The sequence below is a fragment of the Chitinophaga sp. OAE865 genome, assembly GCF_040546735.1.
GTDB classification, from domain to species: domain Bacteria; phylum Bacteroidota; class Bacteroidia; order Chitinophagales; family Chitinophagaceae; genus Chitinophaga; species Chitinophaga polysaccharea_A.
Genome location: NZ_JBEPOF010000001.1, coordinates 88,817 through 104,917, shown reverse-complemented (window position 1 = coordinate 104,917; position 16,101 = coordinate 88,817). Strand labels below are relative to the sequence as shown.

Genomic DNA, 16,101 nt, shown 5'->3' with positions numbered 1-16,101 from the left:
TTATTTGCCTTCTCTTGTTTTTATAATTTGTGCTATCATGTCGGCTTCAGTAGCTACTTTATTGCCGATGAATACTGTCCCCCGCATTTCCACAAGCCCTCTTCTGATGGGGCTCAGCAACTCCATTTTCAGGATCATGGTGTCGCCCGGAACTACTTTCTGTTTGAATTTGCAGTTATCTATCTTGAGGAAATAGGTATCATAGTTTTCAGGATCAGGTACGCGGTTCAGTGCCAGGATACCGCCTACCTGCGCCAGCGCTTCCAGTTGCAGAACGCCCGGCATTACAGGGTTGGAAGGGAAATGGCCCTGGAAGAAATGTTCGTTGAAGGTAACATTCTTGATACCTACAACTTTCTCTTCTCCCAGTTCAATGATCTTATCTACCAGCAGCATCGGGTAACGATGCGGCAATGTCCTTTCAATACGTGGGGTATCAAATACAGGTGGTTGATTGGGATCGTATACAGGTACGTCTTTGTTATGCTTGTTCTTTTTGATATACGCTTTAATGGCACGGGCAAACTCCACGTTTGATGCGTGGCCCGGGCGGTTGGCGATGATATGTGCATGGATCGGGTAACCGATCAGGGCCAGGTCGCCTACCACATCCAGCAGTTTATGACGTGCCGGCTCATTCGGGAAACGTAATTCTATATTGTTCAGGATACCTTCTTTCTGTACGGAAATGGTTTCCCTGTTAAATACTTTTGCCAACCGGGTCAGCTCTTCTTCCGTTACCGGTTTATCTACCACTACAATCGCATTGTTGATATCGCCGCCTTTGATCAGGTTAAGCGACAGCTGGTATTCCAGCTCATGCAGGAAACAGAAAGTACGGCAGGGTGCAATTTCGGTTTTGAACTCCTCAATCCCTTTCATTTTAGCGTGCTGGGTGCCCAACACCGGAGAGTTGAAATCGATAAGACAGGTAATACGGTAATCTACTGCCGGCATCGCCACCATTTCTACCTTTTTCTTCTCATCATAATAACTGATGTTGGTATCAATAGTATAGTATATTTTTTTTGCGTCCTGGTTCTGTAAACCAATTTTCTCTATCGCTTCAATAAAGGCATAGGCGCTGCCGTCCATGATTGGAATTTCTCCGGCATCCAGTTCCACCAGCACGTTGTCTACACCAGTACCTGCCAGGGCAGCCATGATGTGTTCCACGGTACTTACCCTGGCGCCATTGTGCTCAAGTGTAGTGCTGCGGGTTGTTTCTACCACATAATCCACATCGGCTTTCACGATGGGCTGTCCCGGCAGGTCGATACGCTGAAATTTAATCCCGTGCCCCGGTGTTGCCGGCTTAAGGGTCATATTAACTTGGGCGCCTGTATGCAAGCCGATACCCGATAAGGTAATTTCGCCTTTCAGGGTATGCTGGTATTGCAACTGTTGAATTTCCATAATAAGCTAACTAATATATAACTATTTAATCAGTAATCATTTATACACCCGCCCTTTCCTGCAGCAGTTGTTTTACCATCTCTTCAAGTTCCTTCACGCGCTTTTCAAGGTCCGGCAAATTTCTAAAAATTGCCTGACTTTTCAGCGAACTTTTATAATCGTACGCCGGGGAGCCGGTGAGGGAGGTATTAGGTACTGTAATAGACTTGGATAAGCCGCTCTGGGCGTTGATCTTGGTGTTGTCGGCGATATGGATATGTCCTACCATGCCCACCTGGCCGCCAATAACGCAGTTCTGGCCAATTTTGGTACTGCCGGAAACCCCGGTTTGGGCGGCAATTACGGTATTGATGCCAATATCCACATTATGCGCCACCTGGATCAGGTTATCCAGTTTTACGCCCTTACGGATCACCGTACTGCCCATGGTAGCCCGGTCGATGGTTGTATTGGCGCCAATTTCCACATCGTCGTGGATCACTACATTGCCGATCTGGGGCACTTTTTTATAGGAACCGTCCGGCTGGGGAGCGAAGCCAAAGCCATCGCCGCCAATCACGCAACCGGCGTGCAGCATTACGCGGCTGCCCACAATGCAGTTATCATATACTTTTACGCCTGGATACAGGATAGAATCATTGTTAACAATCACGTTATCGCCCAGGTATACGCCGGGATATATTTTTACGTTATTGCCCAGTACTACGTTCTCGCCAAGGTATGCGAACGCGCCTACAAATACATTCTCACCCATCTTTACAGAGGCTGGAATGTAGGAGGGTTGCTGTATGCCCGACTTATTGCCGGTCAGGTACCTGTACTGCTCCAGTAACAGCGCAAAGCTGCTATAGGCATCCTTTACCCGGATAAGGGTCGATTTGATGGGACGCTCAATCACCAGGCTCTCATTCACGATCAGAATGGAGGCATTGGTGGTATATATGAATTCTTCATATTTAGGATTGGCAATGAAACTGAGCATACCCTCGCCAGCTTCCTCAATCTTGGCGATGTTGCTCACCTTTACGTCCGGATTTCCCTCCAGCTTACCATCTAACATGGTAGCTAATTGTAATGCGCTAAACTGCATAGTTTAAAATTGTAATGTTTTCCAGGCTACACCGGATAGTATGAACTTATTATTTAACATTTTATTCCTTATAAAACGTTGTTAGCCTGAATTTTTGGATGACAAATGTAGAATTTTTTTACCGGTATCGCCAGTGTATGGCTAATCAGTGCATTGTCGATGGAGGAAATGTCTTTTACAGTTCCATCTTTAAATAGGATATTGATCTTCTCGTCGTTAACGTTGTAAGCCCTCAGCGAGGCCGCACCGGTAAAAACAAAGTAATCCAGGTCTGCACCCTCAATCCCCCATTTTTGTCTGACCTGTTCCTTCAATAATAGTGCTGCACTTCCGTCGAAGGCCTGATTACTTAATACGACCTTAAATAAGTTCCTGTTTATTAACCATTTACATAAAAGCGACAAGACTTTGTCCTCGTGTGTTGTCCATACCTTAATAGCTCCCATTAAATCATAATCGTCCAGTTGGCAAAATAGTTCCAGGCATTCAGGCCCGCACTCAAAGTTGTTCTTTGTAATGGTATTATACAGGAAATATGCCAGAGCCGGGGAGCAGAACAGTTGCTTTCCCTCCTGGGCCAGTGCTTTCGCCCTGGTCAGGATCTTTACCAGCATATTTTCGGCACTGAGCACAGTTTTGTGCAGGTATACCTGCCAGTACATCAGCCTCCGGGCAATGATAAACTTCTCAATAGAATAAATGCCCTTCTCTTCCACCATCAGCTCCCCCTTATGTACAATCAGCATCTTGATAATGCGGTCGTACCCAATGGTGCCTTCGGCCACCCCGGTATAAAAGCTGTCGCGGTTCAGGTAATCCATCCGGTCCACATCCAGCTGGCTAGAGACCAGCTGGTGCAGGAATTTTTTATGATAACGCCCGTTAAAAATATCCAGTGTAAGCGACAGCGCCCCGTTCATTTCCCTGTTCAATGCCTCCATCAGCCATTGGGAGATCTCTTCATGCGACACGCCCTCAATAATACCGTTCTCCAGTGCATGGGAATAAGGCCCATGCCCGATATCATGCAGTAAAATGGCCATTTTTGCCGCCACTTCTTCTTCAGGGGTAATTTCTGTTCCTTTGCTGCGAAGCTCCAGCAACGCCATGCTCATAAGATGATAGGCGCCCATGCTATGATGAAACCGCGTATGCATAGCACCAGGATACACCAGGTGGGCCAGTGCCATCTGATGTATGCGGCGGAGCCGCTGGTAATATGGATGTGAAATGAGGTTAAAAATCAACGGGTGATCTATGGTAATAAAGCCATACACCGGATCATTAACAATTTTTCGCTTGCGTTCGGTCATTTGCATTTAATTATACGATCTCAGGCGGGGCATCCGCGCCTGAATCCCTGGTGCCTGTATGCAAAACTACACCCGAAATTAATTATATGTAATTTTTTTACTTATAAAGACGCGCTGCATCCACGATACCCCTATGACAGTATAAAACAATTGGTAGGTTACAGGTAAATCATGGATGCGAAGGTAAATAACTTTATCAGGCTGTTCACTTTTTCCTGCTATCATTTTACCGTGTTCTGCCCTTTTTAACATATAATTACCGGCAAATGATAGTCGGGGAATGATATTTGCCAAAAAATAAGGGTAAATTCCTTTTTTTAGCGGAACCTTAAATATTATTATGAGTCAGATAAATATACTATGGGTAGATGATGAAATAGAGTCCCTCAAATCACAGATTATCTTCCTGGAAAGCAAAGGCTATAAGGTGTCCCCCCTGACCAACGGGCATGATGCACTTGAATTCCTGAAAGAACAGGTGGTGGATGTGGTGCTGCTGGACGAATCCATGCCCGGTATCACCGGCCTGGAAACCCTTAGCAAGATCAAGGAAATTGACCAGCAGATCCCGGTAGTGATGATCACTAAAAATGAGGCCGAAAACGTAATGGACGATGCCATCGGTTCCCAGATCACCGATTATCTTATTAAACCGGTAAATCCCAACCAGGTATTATTATCTCTCAAAAAAATAATTGATAACAAAAGACTGGTGGCCGAAAAGACCACCACCGCATACCAGCAGGAGTTCCGCAGCCTGTTTATGGCTCTCAGCTCCAATCCCGACTTTAATGAGTGGATGGACATTTATAAAAAACTGGTGTATTGGGAAATGGAAATGACCAAAACCAATAGCCCGGAAATGCTGGAAGTGTTTAACGCCCAGAAAACGGAGGCCAACAACGAATTCTCCAAATTCATCAGCCGTAACTACAGCGACTGGCTACATCCGAAGGCAAAGGAAGCCCCGGTATTGTCGCATACCCTGTTCCGCGATAAGGTAGTGCCTAACCTGGATCCCAACGTGCCCAATGTATTCCTGCTGATAGATAACCTGCGGTACGACCAGTGGAAAGCGATCCAGCCTATTTTCCAGGAATCATTCCGTTTGGTGGAGGAAGAATCTTTTTACAGTATCCTGCCCACCAGCACACAATACAGCCGTAATGCCATTTTTGCCGGCCTGCTGCCGGTGGATATTGAACATAAATTCCCCCAGGAATGGAAGAATGATGATGAGGAAGGTGGGAAAAACCTTTATGAAGAACATTTTTTCGCCGCCCAGCTGAAACAGCTCAAACTGGATCCCCGCTTTTCCTACACCAAGGTGACCAATCATGCCGATGCCCAGGTAATGCTCAACAACATCCATAATATGCTGGATTACCCGCTGAGCGTGATCGTATACAACTTCGTGGATATGCTCAGCCATGCCCGTACGGAAATGGAAGTACTCAAGGAGCTGGCCGGCGATGAAGCCTCTTACCGCTCTATTACCGCCAGCTGGTTTGAGCACAGCCCGCTGCACCAGGCGCTGAAACGCATCAGCGACAAAAAAATAAACCTCATCATTGCCACAGACCATGGCAGCGTAAGGGTAAAAACGCCTGTGAAGGTGATAGGGGATAAACAAACCACTACCAATCTGCGCTACAAACACGGGCGCAACCTGAATTATGATCCGAAAGAAGTGCTGGCCTTCCGCGATCCCCGTGATGCCGGATTGCCAAAGCCCAACGTAAACTCTTCCTATATTTTTGCAAAAGGGGACGGGTATCTCTGTTATCCGAACAACTACAATTATTTTGTGAATTACTACCGCAATACCTTCCAGCATGGCGGTATTTCCCTGGAAGAAATGATTGTACCTTTCGCCAGGATGGTAACGAAGTAACAACACCTTTTTGCTATTTTTGCAACATGAATATCAAAATCACACCTAATAACCTGACCAAACTGGAAAAGATCTTCGAGGAGGCTAAATATGTACTGCGCTTCGAAAAAGGTAGTTTCCTGTCCGGTTACTGCATCCTTGAACATAAGAAGGTGGTAGTGATCAACAAATTCCTGAACCTGGAGGGGCGTATCAATACGCTGATCGATATTTTATCGACCCTGCCGCTGGACGAAGAAATGCTCACGGCGGAGTCGCATAAACTGTACAAACAGATACAGTCCAGTAAACCCATTCCCGAAGCGGGAGAAGAAGAAAACGGGGCTCCGGGCGAACAGGCTGCGGAATAGGCCAAAAAGACAAATGATGTTGGATGAAAGTTACATTTTTAGGTACGGGCACGTCGCAGGGAGTTCCGGTTATAGCTTGTGGTTGCGAAGTTTGCTCCTCGACCGATAAAAAAGACAAACGCTTACGCAGCAGTATTATGATCACCGCTCCCGCGGGGAATATTGTAGTGGATACCACCCCGGATTTCCGCTACCAGATGTTGCGTGAAAAGGTAGGCCACCTGGAAGCTGTGCTCATTACCCATTCCCATAAAGATCATATTGCAGGCATGGATGATATCCGCGCTTTTAATTATTTTCAGAAAAGCGCTATAAATATTTATGCCACTGAGTTTTCGCAGAGCGTTATTAAGCGCGAATTTGCTTATGCCTTTGCTGATTTCAAGTATCCCGGTATCCCGGAGATTAACCTGCAAACTATTTCAGATGGCCCTTTTGACGTGAACGGGCTAACGGTTACGCCTATCCATGTTATGCATCACCAGATGCCTGTACTGGGTTTCCGCGTTCATGACTTTACCTATATTACAGATGCCAATTACATTGCGCCGGAGGAAAAAGAAAAGATCCGCGGCTCAAAAACCCTTGTACTGAACGCGCTGCGCCGCGAAAAACACATCTCTCATTTTACACTCGATGAAGCCATTGCTCTGGGCAAGGAATTAAATGTACCGGAAGTATACCTTACGCATATCAGCCACCAGCTGGGGTTGCATGAATCGGTATCAAAAGAGTTACCTGCCGGTACGCACCTGGCTTATGATGGGCTGAGCCTTGAAATTTAAGGAGCCGTTTTATTTCTGTTAACAGATTACCGCATATAAAGGAATAGCTTGGGAACAAAATTGTTGTTGACCCATGTGGAGATCATTTGCCCGCGAATACCTGCGGTTTTCACGGAAGGAACAGTTTGGAATAATAACGTTGGCAATACTTATGCTCATCACCGGTTATATTCCCGACCTGGTCTTTTATTTTCAGCGGCGTGTGCCTGCTACCGGTAGTGATGATCTGAAAGCGGCGGTGCTGGCCTTTGAAGCGGGAATGGGGACTGCTGAGGAAGAACCGGTAGTGTTGCCGCCTGCACATGCCGGCCTGTGTTATTTTGATCCGAATACCCTGCCCGTTGCCGGTTGGCAGCAGCTGGGAGTAAGTGAACGTACAGCTGCTACTATAAGGAAATACCTGGCCAGTGGCGGCCGGTTCAGGAAACCAGCTGATCTTGGGAAGATTTATGGATTGCCGCCGGCATTGTGCACACAGCTGATGCCTTATGTGCGCATTGAAGGTAAAGAGGATACCGGGGTGTCCGGGAGATATGACAGGCCGGATCGCTATTATGCCGGGCACTATGGCGGTGGCAGGGAGGATAGCAGTCGCCGTTATTCGGGGGATTACAGCAATAACTACCAGGATAGCAGTCACCGTTACCCCCGAAATGATACCATTTCGTTCACCCGTTATCGTAAGAAAGCTCCGGCTGCTCCTATTGATATTAACCTGGCAGACAGCACTGCCTGGCAATCCCTTCCCGGCATCGGACCAGGCTTTGCAAGGCGGATAATTGCCTTCCGCGACCGGTTGGGAGGCTTTTATTCCGTGGAACAGGTGGCGGAATGCTATGGCTTACCCGACTCCACATTTCAAAAAATTCAACCGTTCTTACAGATCGGTAGCAGTTCTCTAAAAAAACTAGACCTCAACCTCACAGATGAAAAATCTTTGGCAGCTCATCCATACATACGCTATAAACTGGCCCGTCTTATAGTGCAGTATCGTAGTAGCCACGCGGGTTTCAGGGCGGTATCCGACCTCCGCAACCTGCCGTTGGTGGATGAGATTATTTATCGTAAAATTGAACATTACATTGAGATCAAATAATAAATCCACACGGTTATGAATTTTGCGCCTACGGAAATGCAACAGCAGATTGCACAAATGATCCGGGATTTTGGAAAAACAAACATGCAGCCTCACGTGATGGAATGGGATGAACAACAGGAATTTCCCGTGCAGGTATTCAAACAGCTGGGAGAACTGGGCCTTATGGGCGTACTCGTGCCACAGGAATATGGTGGCAGCGGACTTGGGTACCTGGAATACGTAACAGTGATCAGTGAAATTGCACGTATTTGCGGAGCTATAGGGTTAAGTGTGGCGGCTCATAATTCCTTATGTACCGGCCATACCCTGCAGTTTGCCAATGAATCGCAGAAACAACGCTACCTGCCAAAGCTGGCTACCGGCGAATGGATTGGCGCCTGGGGACTTACAGAGCCCAATACCGGTTCAGATGCCATGAATATGAAATGTGTGGCCAGGAGGGAGGGAAACGACTGGGTACTGAATGGTAGCAAATGCTGGATCACGCACGGCAAAAGCTGTGATGTGGCGGTGGTAATAGCCCGTACCGGCGACGTGCGTGATAGTCACGGCATGAGCGCCTTTATTGTAGAGAAGGGAACGCCGGGTTTCAGCGGGGGCAAAAAAGAAAATAAACTGGGAATGCGGGCATCCGAAACCGCCGAGATGATATTCGACAATTGCCGCATTCCTGCGGAAAATATGCTGGGAGAGGAGGGGGATGGCTTTATCCAGTCCATGAAAGTATTGGACGGGGGCAGGATCTCCATCGCCGCATTATCGCTCGGTATCGCCAAAGGCGCCATGGATGCGGCGCTGAAATACTCAAAAGAACGGCACCAGTTCGATCAGCCCATTTCCAACTTCCAGGGCATTTCCTTTAAACTGGCAGATATGGCTACCGAAATAGCCGCCGCAGAATTGCTTACCATGCAGGCCGCTGATATGAAGAACCGCAAGATAAAAATGACCATGCAGGCCGCTATGGCCAAATATTATGCATCGGAGGTAGCGGTAAGGGTGGCCAATGATGCGGTACAGATTTTTGGTGGATATGGTTATACGAAGGACTTTCCGGTAGAAAAATTTTATCGAGATGCAAAATTATGCACCATCGGGGAAGGCACCTCAGAGATCCAGAAAATTGTGATTGCACGGGAAGCGCTCAGATAGAATAACGATTTTGCAATTGATACTGATTCTATTGAGGTATCGTGATTTTTATAATTTATTAAAAACCCGTTTATAAGCCGCTCATCATTTTTTCAAAATAACTTAATATTACCCCTTTAGTGTTATTGAATATTGCAAAAGGAACGTTAAATTTGGGTTAATTCATCACTCTTTACCGTTTATCAACCTTAACACACAAAATCAAGAAAGATTTGAAACACTTTTACGCAATGAAAAGCACCCTGTAACACGGGTGCTTTTCTATACCGGGTCTGGCTGGTTTATCCCGTATTAAAGATGCTTAGTAAAATGTGAAGCCTGTAATCCACGTTATGATTCTTCTTTAATTCAGTAGTTCTACTGATACCTGTAATATTTATCCCTATTACTTTTACATCCGTAATTATTCGGATATTGTTATGTTCTCCGGAATCTTAAAACGGGCGGTACGCATTGTGCCGGTCCTGCTTATAATCGTATTGTTGATATACGGTGCTTCCAGTTTTCTTTTCCATCAGCATGCCAGCAAAAAGCATTCAGTTACGGTAAGAAACATTCCCATCCCGGATGATCCGGTAACTATTGCCGGAGGCCGGTCTTTACATGGAATAAAGGGCTATAGCGAATGCCACAGCGCAAACCTGCGCGGTAAAGTGGTGGTAGATGATCCTGCCATCGGGCATATTGTCGCAGGTGATATTCCCTATGAAACAGCAGGCTTGCAGGGGAACTACGACAATGAAGACCGGTTAAAGGCCTCGAAGCATGGTTTAAATACCGTAAATAAGCCTTTATTGCTCCCGCCTTCAGAAGAGTTCACCCGGACGGATGATCCCGATATAGCGGCTGTAATTGCGTTTTGCAGCGCACAGCTTCAAATAGGTACCCCTTCCATTCCCGGGCAGTGACGTTGAGAAGAATCCTCTCTGTGCAGGGAGAGATCCCGTTGTTTCCTACTGAAAAAATTGATCACCTCCATTAACAATCCGACACAAAAGAATATGGCCAATATCTGGCGGATTCCTGCACAGGTTACCATAACGCGGTATTAACGGTTGGCGATAACCCGGTCCGGGGATGCTACTCCAGTAGCTGATATCAGGTATGTAGGGAAATGGAACTGTAACGAATTTATAACCACGCTGCGTACCGGCAGAACGCCGGAGGGAAAGCAGCTGCAGGTGAAAGATATGCCGTGGAATATGACCGCTTAGTACACGGATGAAGAATTAACCGTTTTGTATCTTTATCTCAGAAGCCTCTAAAAAAGAAGAAGGGCCTTCCGGAAATACTTCCCGGAAAGCCCTTCTTCACTATTATCTGTACTTACTTTTTATCTTTGTTGAAGAAGTCAGACACTTTTTCTTTTGCTTCTTCTGCCCAATCCTCTGCTTTATCTTTCACATTATCCAGAAAATCCCCTGCCTGATCCATCAGGCCCGCCTTTTTTTCCTCGGTTTTTCCTGACATACCTGCAAACCAGTTATCAACTGTACCTGCAATAAAAGGAGGTAATTTGCCTTTCACATATTCTTTTATCACATCAATAGACTGTGCGGCCTGTTCGGCTGTAAGCCCGGCTTTGTCCTGTAATTGCTGAATGAGTTCCTGCATAAATAGAGTTTTATGGTTAGAGATAGTGCCACTGCCCACGGATAACGGGAACAGTTAGGCCACTTTCAGTTTAACGAGGGTAGATTGCTCCAGTTTTGCCTGTGCATATTCCCTGGTAAGATGGAAGTGTGATTCATTGGCAGACGGCAGCTCATACATCGCATCACTCAGCACCACTTCACAGATGGAGCGTAAACCACGCGCACCCAGTTTGTATTCCATTGCCTTGTCAACGATATAATCGATCGCTTCCTCTTCTATCTGTAAATCGATGTTCTCTACCTTGAAAAGTTTTTTGTACTGTTTTACCAATGCATTTTTAGGCTCGGTAAGAATCAGTTTCAGGGTATCCCTGTCGAGCGAGTTGAGATAGGTTACCACGGGTAAACGGCCCAGTAATTCAGGAATCAGACCAAAGGATTTCAGGTCCTGTGAATTGATGTAACGCAGGATCTGTTTCCTGTTCTCTTCTTCTTTTTCCTTGTTAACGGTAAAGCCGATAGAGTGTGTTTGTATCCTTCTGCTGATAATTCTTTCCACGCCATCAAATGCGCCACCGCAGATGAAGAGAATATTTTGCGTGTTCAGTTTGATCAGTTTTTGTTCCGGGTGTTTACGGCCACCCTGTGGTGGTACCAATACCTCGGTGCCTTCCAGTAACTTCAGAAGCCCCTGTTGAACGCCTTCTCCGCTTACATCACGGGTGATGGAAGGGTTATCGTTCTTACGGGCAATTTTATCGATTTCATCAATGTAAACGATGCCGCGTTCAGCAGCTTCCACATCATAGTTACATACCTGTAACAGGCGGCTGAGGATACTTTCCACGTCTTCACCCACATAGCCGGCTTCTGTAAATACGGTAGCGTCCACAATAGCGAAGGGAACGTTTAGCTGTTTAGCGATAGATTTAGCCAGCAGGGTTTTACCTGTACCGGTTTCTCCCACCATAATGATGTTGGATTTTTCTATCTCTACCTCATCATCGGTAATCTGCTGATTGAGTCTTTTATAGTGGTTGTATACGGCTACTGCCAGTATTTTCTTCGCATCATCCTGGCCAATCACGTATTCGTCCAGGAATTTTTTCATGTCAATGGGTTTAGACACTTTTGGGGCGAAGTTTGGAGCTACGGCCGCAGCTGCTTTCTTGCCCGGGGTAAATAACTCCTGGTCAATTATCTCCTGCGCGTTGGCTACGCAGTTTTCACAGATGTGTCCTTCTGCGCCTGCAATCAGTATCTGCACTTCCTCTTTGGAGCGGCTGCAAAAGGAGCATCGGATTTTAGATTCTTTCATTTCGGAATAGATTATTTTTCTACGAAACTATCATTGTCTGCATTGATATTGCAGGGTTACAAATTTACACTAAATAGCCGAAAGCGTAAGTCTTAATACGGTAAAGCTTATCATCTCACAAAACAAAAGCTATTGTAATGAAGATAGAAGCGTTTTTTAATATGTATCGCCGTCATCTTCGCTACAATAGCTTTATTTATGCCTTGAGCGTTAAGCCTATTACTGAGGTGTTTCCAGGTTTTTCTTTGGATTTTTCTGGAGTACGTCATCAATAATGCCGTATTCTTTTGCTTCATCCGCAGTCATCCAGTAATCACGGTCAGAATCTTTTTCCACTTTTTTGATCGGCTGTCCGCAATGGCCTGCAATGATTTCGTTCAGCTCTTTTTTCAGTTTCACGAATTCACGCGCAGTGATTTCGATGTCTGAAGTCTGGCCTTCGGCACCGCCATGAGGCTGGTGGATCATTACACGTGCATGTTTCAGCGCAGTGCGTTTTCCTTTTGTGCCCGCTACCAGCAGTACAGCGCCGAAAGAGGCCGCCATACCCGTACAGATAGTGGCTACATCAGGAGAAATGATCTGCATTGTATCATAAATACCCAGGCCGGCGTAAACGCTTCCTCCGGGGCTATTAATGTACATCTGTATATCACGGTTACGGTCGGAAGATTCCAGGAACAGCAGCTGTGCGGTGATCACGTTTGCCACGTAATCGTTCACCGGGTCTCCCAGGAAAATAATACGATCAGCCATCAACCTGGAGAAAACGTCCATCTGGGTCATATTCATCTGGCGTTCTTCAAGGATATAAGGAGTCAGACTGTTGATCTGGTGGCTTTTAGCGTAACTGTCTACTACCAAGCTGCTGATTCCCCGATGCTGGATGGCATATTTTCTAAATTCATTATTAATGTTCATGATGGTGATGTTTATGAGGTAAATTAACAAAATCTTCTGCTTTGATTTCCTCTTCTTTCACGTTCACCTTTGTTTCAGCCCAGTCAAATAGCCTGGCAGTGATCATTTCGCGGTAAGTCTGGTCTACAAATTTCTCATCCTGTAACAGGCGGTCCAGGTAGCTGTCTAACCATTCTGCTCCATCAGCAGCGGCGCCGCCATAGTAGCCTAATACTTTTTGTTTGGCATTTTCTTTCAGGTCTTCGAAAGAAACTTCCAGTTTATTTTCTTTAACCAGTTTATCGCTGATGAGTGTCCAACGTAATTGATGGTCAAACGAAGGGAATTCTTTTTCCGCCTCTTCCGCAGTTTTTGGTTTTTCACCGCCTACCTGCAGCCAGCGTTTGAGGAAATCCTTTGGTAATTCGATCGGCGTTTCGTGCACCAGTACTTCAAACAGGTCGTTGTGAAGATGGTTGCGACTCTCAGAATCCCAGTATTTGCCGATTTCTTCTTTCAGTTTAGCGCGGAAAGCTTCTTCAGTAGTGATATCTTCTCCCGGATAAACTTCTTTGAAGAACTCTTCATTCAGTTCTCTTTTTTCAATCAGACCCACTTTGGTGATAGTCAGTTTGAAATATTTCTTTGCCGCTTCCTTGTCGCCGGCTTCAAAGCCCAGATCTTTCAGGACCCAGCCCAGGCGCTGTTCATCAAAGGAAGTAGCCAGTTGGAATACAATGCTGTCTTCATTCTTTTTACCCTGCAATTCAGCCTGGATAGCCGGTGCAAAGTATTTTACCAGTAAGGCGTTCTCTTTTACGATACCACCTTCTACTACATTACCGTCCTTGTCTGATTCTTCGAATTTAACGTTAATCACGTTATCTTCAGAAGTAATTGTTTCAGGTTCTGTTGTTTTGCCACCTTTCAGCTGTAAACGCTGAACTTCATCGTTTACCATTTCGTCGGTAACGGTTACTTTATATTTGGTGAGGGTGGTCTTATTATTTTCAAGGGGAGTAACGGTGAAGGATGGTTTCAGACCCACTTCAAATTCGAAGTCGTAATCAGCAGGTTTGTTGTAATCCAGGTCTTTTGCCTGTTTTTCCAGGGACAATGGCTGGCCGAAGATTTCCAGTTTTTCTGCCTGCACATAACCCATCAGTTCTCTTTCAACAGTTTTCAGAATTTCGTCGCCAAAGATAGCCTGACCGTGCATTTTCTTAACCATACCTGCAGGCACCATTCCTTTGCGGAAGCCTGGTATGTTCGCATTTTTGCTGAATTGCTTTACTGCCTTGTCAAAATTAGGAAGGTAATCTTCCTTGCTCACTTTCACAGTGATCTTATCGTTCAATAAACCAATGTTTTCTCTCGTAACGGTTGCCATAATTGAATTGTATAAAATGTTCTTTAGAAGCAATAATGATTCCTTGTTTATTTTTCTGCCATGAAGTCACAACGGCAAGTAGGAATGGCAGGAAATTATTTTTGAATAAAATCAGGTGAAACTGTGTCTGAATAAGACATAAGTGACAATGAAAGTGAGGGGGAGCATAGCATTATCACGTTGCCATATTGACGCATTGCCACATAATATTATATGTGCGGATGAAGGGACTCGAACCCCCATGCCTCGCGGCACCAGATCCTAAGTCTGGCATGTCTACCAATTTCATCACATCCGCAGTAAATAAAAAGAACTTACTCCTCCCTGTTCCCCCGCCCGGAAAACCGCCCGGGTGTACATGACAAGAGTCCCTTTTTAGCTCAAAAAGGATTGCAAAGGTATTATTTTTTGGGAATTAACAAAATCATTTATATAGACAACATTCAGCCGCTTTCCTCCCCTAATTTTTTAAAAAATCAGAATTAAGCAGTTAAATTGGAGGGCAATTACTGTAAAAGTCTATCTGATGCTATGACCAAAACCTTCTTCGAAGAACTGAACAGCGCAAATGCTACCGGTGTAGCCTATAAAAATATCAACCTGAAAAAGGCTGCCCTGGCTTATTTCGCCAATTCCGGCAACGCCACCATTGCCGACCTGTGCAAGGAGCTCAACCTCAGCACTCCCAAAGTGACCAACCTGGTGAATGATCTCATTGCCGACGGACTGGTAATGGACTATGGCAAAATAGAGTCTACCGGCGGCCGTAAGCCCAACCTGTACGGCCTGGTGCCGGATTCGGCCTTCTTCATCGGCGTAGACGTGAAACACGACCACCTCAACCTTGGCCTGTCCGACCTGCATAAAAACCTCGTTACTACGGTGGAGGGACTGCCTTACGCACTGGATAACACCAAAGCCTCCCTGGAGCAGCTTTGCCTCCTGATCAACAACTTTATTGACGGGCTCACAGTTCCCAAGGAAAAGATCCTCGGTATCGGCATCAACATCCAGGGACGTATCAACTACGCTACCGGGTACAATTACAGCCTTTTCTATTTCGACGACGAACCCCTCAGTAAAGTCATTGCCGCTAAAGTAGGTATCCGTGTTTTCCTGGAGAATGACTCAAGGGCAATGGCCTATGGCGAATTCTGCTCCGATCTTGTAAATGGAGAGCGTAATGTACTGTTCCTGAACCTGGACTACGGCATTGGTATGGGCGTGCTTATCAACGGGGAGCTGTATTATGGTAAGTCCGGCTACAGCGGGGAAGTAGGGCATATCCCGATGTTCGACAACGAAATCATCTGCCATTGCGGGAAAAAAGGATGCCTGGAAACAGAAGCCTCCGGATGGGCACTGGTAAATATGTTCCGGCAAAAACTGGCAGCAGGATCTTCGTCTATGCTCACCCGTACCCATCAGTCGCCGGAAGATATTCACCTGCACGACATCATAGCGGCTGCCAACAACGACGATATGCTGGCCATAGAGCTTATCGCCAAAGTAGGAGAGAACCTGGGCCGGGGCGTAGCCCTGCTTATGAATATCTTCAACCCCGAACTGGTGATACTCGGCGGGGCACTGGCCGCTACACAGGACCACATCCGCCTGCCTATAAAAAGCGCCATGAAAAAATATTCCCTCAGCCTGGTTAGTAACGATTCCAAATTGAAAATGTCGCGGCTGGGCGAAAGCGCCGGTATTATCGGCGCCTGCCTGCTGGTAAGAAATAAGGTGCTCATAAGCTAGTTTTACCTAACTTTATCATCTACCTGAATTCCATTTTCTTACCC

The 16,101-nt window shown here is 46.0% G+C and carries 15 protein-coding genes and 1 tRNA gene; 8 read left to right on the top strand and 8 right to left on the bottom strand.

Translation table 11 applies throughout. The annotated features are described in order from the left end of the window. The 3 genes from ABIE50_RS00450 to ABIE50_RS00440 form a co-directional block, all read right to left on the bottom strand. A complete protein-coding gene (locus ABIE50_RS00450) occupies positions 1-1,416 on the bottom strand; it encodes a bifunctional UDP-3-O-[3-hydroxymyristoyl] N-acetylglucosamine deacetylase/3-hydroxyacyl-ACP dehydratase (protein ID WP_209856973.1) in 1,416 nt (471 codons plus the stop codon). Between the two features lie 40 nt (positions 1,417-1,456). Further along, complete coding sequence (gene lpxD, locus ABIE50_RS00445) at positions 1,457-2,506, bottom strand: UDP-3-O-(3-hydroxymyristoyl)glucosamine N-acyltransferase (protein ID WP_079473567.1); 1,050 nt, start codon at positions 2,504-2,506, stop codon at positions 1,457-1,459. Positions 2,507-2,574: 68 nt separating this feature from the next. Then, positions 2,575-3,819 carry an HD domain-containing protein gene (locus ABIE50_RS00440; protein ID WP_209856975.1) on the bottom strand — a complete coding sequence of 415 codons (1,245 nt, stop codon included), beginning with the start codon at positions 3,817-3,819 and terminating at the stop codon, positions 2,575-2,577. Positions 3,820-4,159: 340 nt separating this feature from the next. On the opposite strand from ABIE50_RS00440, the gene porX reads away from it, so the two are divergent. The 7 genes from porX to ABIE50_RS00405 all read left to right on the top strand — a co-directional run bounded on the left by porX (position 4,160) and on the right by ABIE50_RS00405 (position 10,313). Then, the gene (gene porX, locus ABIE50_RS00435) at positions 4,160-5,713 is read left to right on the top strand and encodes a T9SS response regulator signal transducer PorX (protein ID WP_142685686.1); all 1,554 of its coding nucleotides are present in this window, start codon (positions 4,160-4,162) and stop codon (positions 5,711-5,713) included. Between the two features lie 26 nt (positions 5,714-5,739). Next, a complete protein-coding gene (locus ABIE50_RS00430) occupies positions 5,740-6,063 on the top strand; it encodes a hypothetical protein (RefSeq protein WP_209856977.1) in 324 nt (107 codons plus the stop codon). Positions 6,064-6,086: 23 nt separating this feature from the next. Beyond that, on the top strand, positions 6,087-6,848 hold the full coding sequence (locus tag ABIE50_RS00425) for an MBL fold metallo-hydrolase (RefSeq protein WP_209856986.1): 762 nt from the start codon (positions 6,087-6,089) through the stop codon (positions 6,846-6,848). A 73-nt stretch (positions 6,849-6,921) separates the two neighbouring features. Then, on the top strand, positions 6,922-7,944 hold the full coding sequence (locus ABIE50_RS00420; protein WP_209856988.1) for a ComEA family DNA-binding protein: 1,023 nt from the start codon (positions 6,922-6,924) through the stop codon (positions 7,942-7,944). A gap of 15 nt (positions 7,945-7,959) precedes the next feature. Further along, positions 7,960-9,099: an acyl-CoA dehydrogenase family protein gene (locus ABIE50_RS00415; protein ID WP_209856990.1), complete on the top strand. Its 1,140-nt coding sequence runs from the start codon at positions 7,960-7,962 to the stop codon at positions 9,097-9,099. 455 nt (positions 9,100-9,554) lie between these two features. Next, positions 9,555-10,007, top strand: a complete 453-nt coding sequence (locus ABIE50_RS00410) for a hypothetical protein (RefSeq protein WP_354027821.1) — start codon at positions 9,555-9,557, stop codon at positions 10,005-10,007. A 147-nt stretch (positions 10,008-10,154) separates the two neighbouring features. After that, a complete protein-coding gene (locus ABIE50_RS00405) occupies positions 10,155-10,313 on the top strand; it encodes a hypothetical protein (protein ID WP_209856994.1) in 159 nt (52 codons plus the stop codon). 112 nt (positions 10,314-10,425) lie between these two features. Here ABIE50_RS00405 and ABIE50_RS00400 read toward each other — a convergent pair whose 3' ends face one another. From ABIE50_RS00400 to ABIE50_RS00380, 5 genes are all read right to left on the bottom strand, one after another. After that, positions 10,426-10,713 (bottom strand): hypothetical protein, encoded by a 288-nt coding sequence (locus ABIE50_RS00400; protein WP_209856996.1) that lies wholly within the window; start codon positions 10,711-10,713, stop codon positions 10,426-10,428. A 54-nt stretch (positions 10,714-10,767) separates the two neighbouring features. Next, entirely contained in the window at positions 10,768-12,012 is a 1,245-nt protein-coding gene (gene clpX, locus ABIE50_RS00395) for an ATP-dependent Clp protease ATP-binding subunit ClpX (protein ID WP_142685693.1), read from the bottom strand. A gap of 219 nt (positions 12,013-12,231) precedes the next feature. Continuing rightward, entirely contained in the window at positions 12,232-12,933 is a 702-nt protein-coding gene (clpP, locus tag ABIE50_RS00390) for an ATP-dependent Clp endopeptidase proteolytic subunit ClpP (protein WP_142685694.1), read from the bottom strand. After that, positions 12,923-14,302 (bottom strand): trigger factor, encoded by a 1,380-nt coding sequence (tig, locus tag ABIE50_RS00385; RefSeq protein ID WP_209856998.1) that lies wholly within the window; start codon positions 14,300-14,302, stop codon positions 12,923-12,925. Before tig ends, clpP begins: the two co-directional genes overlap by 11 nt. Positions 14,303-14,518: 216 nt before the next feature. Then, positions 14,519-14,600, bottom strand: a tRNA-Leu gene (locus tag ABIE50_RS00380). A gap of 233 nt (positions 14,601-14,833) precedes the next feature. On the opposite strand from ABIE50_RS00380, the gene ABIE50_RS00375 reads away from it, so the two are divergent. Then, a complete protein-coding gene (locus ABIE50_RS00375) occupies positions 14,834-16,057 on the top strand; it encodes an ROK family transcriptional regulator (RefSeq protein ID WP_209857000.1) in 1,224 nt (407 codons plus the stop codon). The last annotated feature ends 44 nt before the right edge of the window (positions 16,058-16,101 follow it).